This window comes from Streptomyces sporangiiformans (assembly GCF_005768555.2).
GTDB classification, from domain to species: domain Bacteria; phylum Actinomycetota; class Actinomycetes; order Streptomycetales; family Streptomycetaceae; genus Streptomyces; species Streptomyces sporangiiformans.
This window is the reverse complement of the sequence record NZ_VCHX02000032.1, coordinates 1-3,616: the sequence shown is the minus strand read 5'-3', so window position 1 is coordinate 3,616 and position 3,616 is coordinate 1. Positions and strand designations below refer to the sequence as shown.

The window sequence follows — 3,616 nt, the reverse complement described above, 5'->3', positions numbered from 1 at the left end:
GGTACGTTCGGCGGACCGGGGCAGGGCAACTACGCGGCGGCCAACCACTTCCTGGACGCCCTCGCCCAGCACCGCCGCGCGCGAGGACTCGCCGCGCAGTCGCTGGCCTGGGGCCTATGGGCGCAGCGCAGCACGATGACAGGCGACCTGGCCGAGGGAGACATCGCCCGCATGAACCGGGGCGGGGCCGGTGTGCTCTCCTCCGACCAGGGCCTTGAACTATTTGACATCGCGCAGGAGTTGGACGAAGCACTCCTGGTGCCGATCCCGATGGACACCGCCGCTCTGCGGGGCGCCGACGTACCGCCGCTGCTGCGCGGCCTGGTGCGGACTCCCGTACGCCGTGTCGCCGCGTCCCGGACCGCCACGGACATGACGGGCCTTGCCGCGAAGCTCGTGGGACTCGCGGAGAGCGAGCAGCGCGAGGCACTTCTCGATCTCCTCCGCGGACACGTGGCCGCGGTCCTCGGGCACGCGACGCCCGATCTGGTCGACCCGACACAGCAGTTCCGCGAGTTGGGCTTCGACTCCCTGACCGCGGTGGAACTGCGCAACCGGCTGAACGGTGCCACCGGACTCCGCCTGCCCGCCACCCTCGTCTTCGACCATCCGACCCCGCAGGTGCTCGTGGACCATCTGTGGTCGGAGGTGCTCGGCGGGACGGCCGAGACCAGCGCGCCCGTCACCACTGCTGCGGCCGGAGCGGCCGGCGACGAGGACCCGGTGGTCATCGTCGGTATGGCCTGCCGCTATCCGGGCGGTGTCTCCTCGCCGGAGGACCTGTGGCACCTGGTGCGCACGGCCGGTGACGCGATCACGCCGTTCCCGCAGGACCGGGGCTGGGACATCGACGGCCTCTACGACCCGGAACTCGGCCGCGCGGGCACCACGAACACCCGGGAAGGCGGCTTCCTCGACGGTGTCGCCGACTTCGACCCGGCGTTCTTCGGGATCAACCCTCGAGAGGCTCTCGCCATGGATCCGCAGCAGCGGCTCCTCCTCGAAACCGCCTGGGAGACCTTCGAACGCGCGGGCATCGACCCCACGTCCGTACGCGGCAGCATGACCGGCGTGTTCGCCGGTGCCTCGTCCTCCGGCTACGGCACCGGGGTCGCCGAGATCCCCGACGACATCGAGGGTTACCTGATCACCGGCACGACCACCAGCGTGGTGTCCGGGCGCATCGCCTACACCCTTGGTCTGGAGGGCCCGGCGGTCACCGTGGACACGGCCTGCTCGTCGTCCCTGGTCGCGCTGCACCTCGCGGCTCAGGCGATCAGTCGTGGTGAGTGCACCATGGCCCTCGCCGGCGGCGTCACGGTCATGGGTACCTCCGGCGTCATCACGGAGATCAGCAAGCAGGGCGGCGCCGCGGGCGACGGCCGCTGCAAGGCCTTCTCCGCCGCCGCCGACGGCATGGGCTCCGCCGAGGGTGCGGGCCTGCTCCTCCTCGAACGTCTGTCGGACGCGCGCCGCAACGGCCACGAGGTCCTCGCCGTCCTCCGAGGCTCGGCGATCAACCAGGACGGCGCGTCCAACGGCCTGACTGCGCCGAACGGTCCCTCGCAGCAGCGCGTCATCCGCCAGGCCCTCGCCAACGCGCGCGTCAAGTCGTCCGAGGTGGACGCCGTGGAGGCGCACGGTACGGGCACCGCGCTGGGCGACCCGATCGAGGCGCAGGCGCTCATCGCGACCTATGGGCGCGAGCGCGACCCGGAGCGGCCCCTGTTGCTCGGCTCGGTGAAGTCCAACATCGGGCACACGCAGGCCGCGGCCGGTGTCGCCGGCGTCATCAAGATGGTCATGGCGATGCGGCACGGCGTACTGCCGCAGAGCCTGCACATCGACGAGCCGACCTCGCACGTCGACTGGTCGGCGGGCACGGTCACACTTCTGACGGACGCACGCGACTGGCCCCGACTCGGCCGTCCCCGGCGGGCTGCGGTGTCCTCGTTCGGCATCAGCGGTACGAACGCGCACCTCATCATGGAAGAGGCGCCGCTGGAGGCCCTCCAGGAAACTTCCCAGAAGACGGAGCCCGTGCTCCTGGGTGAGACCGCGCCGTCGACCGGTGAGCCGACGCTGCCATGGGTCCTCTCGGCCAAGTCCGGCGCCGCCGTACTGGCCCAGGCCGCGCGCCTGTCCGACCACCTGAACGAGCACCCCGAACTGTCACCGCTCGACATCGGCTGGTCCCTCATCGGGACCCGGGCCGCACTCGACCACCGTGCCGTGGTCGTCGGCTCCGACCTGAAGGCCGGTCTCACGGCACTTGCCGCGGGTGAGGCCGTGGCCGGTGTGGTGCGGGGGACGTCGGACCTCCTCGGCAAGAGCGTGTTCGTGTTCCCGGGGCAGGGATCCCAGTGGGTGGGCATGGCCACTGAACTGATCGAGTCCTCGCCGGTGTTCGCGGGGCGGATGCGGGAGTGCGCGGCGGCTCTCTCGTCGTATGTGGACTGGTCGTTGTTCGACGTCCTCGACGATGCCGAGGCGTTGGAGCGGGTCGATGTGGTCCAGCCGGTGTTGTGGGCCGTGATGGTGTCCCTGGCCGAGCTGTGGCGCTCGTATGGGGCGCAGCCGGCTGCGGTTGTGGGGCATTCGCAGGGTGAGATCGCTGCGGCCTGCGTTGCCGGGGCTCTGTCTCTGGGCGATGCGGCGAAGGTCGTTNCCTGCGTTGCCGGGGCTCTGTCTCTGGGCGATGCGGCGAAGGTCGTTGCGCTGCGGTCGAAGGCGATCCTGGCGCTGTCGGGTCTGGGTGGCATGGTGTCGGTGGCGTTGCCGGTGGATCAGGTTCGTGAGCGGCTGTCCGAGGGTCTGTCGGTCGCAGCGGTCAACGGGCCTTCGTCCGTGGTGGTTTCGGGCGATGTCGCGGAGCTGGATGCCCTGCTGGCCGCCTGTGAGGCCGACGAGGTGCGGGCGCGTCGGATCCCGGTGGACTATGCGTCGCATTCGGCGCATGTGGAGGCCATCCACAGCGAACTGCTCAGTGTTCTGGCGGGGCTTGAGCCGCGTGCAGCCGGGGTGCCGTTCTTCTCGACGGTGACGGCCGACTGGCTGGACACGTCGGTGATGGACGCGGAGTACTGGTACTCCAACCTGCGCCAGACGGTTCGTTTCGAGGAGGCCACGAGGGCGCTGGCCGAGCAGGGCCACCGCTACTTCATCGAGGCCTCCGCCCACCCGGTGCTGACCATCGGGGTGCAGCAGTCGCTTGAGGACGCCGGTGTGGAGGCGGCCGTGCTGGGCACGTTGCGCCGCGACGAGGGTGGACTGGAGCGGTTTGTCACCTCGCTTGCCGAGGGCTGGGTGCGGGGTCTGTCCGTGGACTGGTCGCCGCTGCTCGCCGGCGGGCGCCGCGTCGACCTGCCTACCTACGCCTTCCAGCGCCAGCGGTACTGGCTGGAGGCTTCCGCGGGGTCGGCCGATACGGCCGCCTCGGCCCCGGACGCCGCCGAAAGCAGGTTCTGGGAAGCCGTGGAGCACGGGGATCTTGCCGCCCTTACGGAGACCCTCGATGTGGCAGAGGCGGATGCGTTGGGTGCGGTGCTGCCTGCGTTGTCGTCGTGGCGGCGTGGGCGTGTGGTGCGGTCGCGGGTGGATGAGTGGCGCTATTCGG

General features: G+C 70.6%; 1 protein-coding gene and 1 pseudogene. Both read left to right on the top strand.

What is annotated here, in order from left to right; all coding sequences use genetic code 11:
• Positions 1 to 2,667 (top strand): annotated as a pseudogene (locus FGD71_RS01570) (type I polyketide synthase); the annotation flags it as partial.
• Position 2,668: 1 nt separating this feature from the next.
• A partial coding sequence (locus FGD71_RS48305) for an acyltransferase domain-containing protein (RefSeq protein WP_244951187.1) occupies positions 2,669 to 3,616 on the top strand: 948 nt, incomplete at both ends.